Origin of the sequence: Mycobacterium sp. SP-6446 (assembly GCF_001954045.1) — a bacterium.
Taxonomy (GTDB): Bacteria; Actinomycetota; Actinomycetes; order Mycobacteriales; family Mycobacteriaceae; genus Mycobacterium.
This window is the reverse complement of record NZ_MBEM01000028.1, coordinates 1-621: the sequence shown is the minus strand read 5'-3', so window position 1 is coordinate 621 and position 621 is coordinate 1. Positions and strand designations below refer to the sequence as shown.

At 62.6% G+C, this 621-nt stretch carries 2 protein-coding genes; one reads left to right on the top strand and one right to left on the bottom strand.

Going from position 1 to position 621, the window contains the following annotated elements; translation table 11 throughout:
* Positions 1 to 410: protein kinase (locus tag A5736_RS02040; RefSeq protein WP_175611161.1), on the bottom strand; the 410-nt coding region annotated here is incomplete at its 3' end.
* 123 nt (positions 411 to 533) lie between these two features.
* Here A5736_RS02040 and A5736_RS26620 point away from each other — a divergent pair.
* On the top strand, positions 534 to 621 hold an 88-nt coding region (locus A5736_RS26620), incomplete at its 3' end, for a hypothetical protein (protein WP_254848269.1).

Sequence of the window (621 nt, the reverse complement as noted above, 5' to 3'; positions counted from 1 at the left end):
TCGCGGTGCAGCAGTCCATGATGATGCGCGTCGTCAAGGGCATCGGCGATCGCAGCGACAATTTCAGCCACCCATTGGGCGGGCATGCCCGCGACATAGCGCTCGGCCAGCAAGCGCGCGCAGTCGGCGCCGTCCACATAGTCCATCGACATCCACAGCTGGCCGTCACAGTCGCCGCGGTCATGGACGGAAACAAGGTGCGGATGCCACAGCGACGACGCTAAGTCGGCCTCTCGAATGAACCGCTCTCGAAAACTTGAGTCGGCGGAGACATCGGCGCGCAAAACCTTCAGCGCTTCCAGCCGGGGCAACCGCGGATGTCGAGCCAAATAGACCTCACCCATCGCGCCGGTCCCTAACAGCGACACGATGGTGTAGCCAGCGAACGAGGCACCGCTCATCAACGGCATGCGCAAATGGTAACGACGCCCATCACCGGTTGTTGGAGAATGCACCGCTACGTCCCGTCCCGAGTCGACGCTGTTTTGTCGGGAATGTCACTGGTCAGCGGCTGCGCTTGTAGTATGCGGCGCATGCCGCTAGAGGAAGGGGCGGATTTCGCCGGGTTCACCGTGGTGCGGCTGTTGGGCAGCGGCGGGATGGGTGAGGTCTATTTGGCTC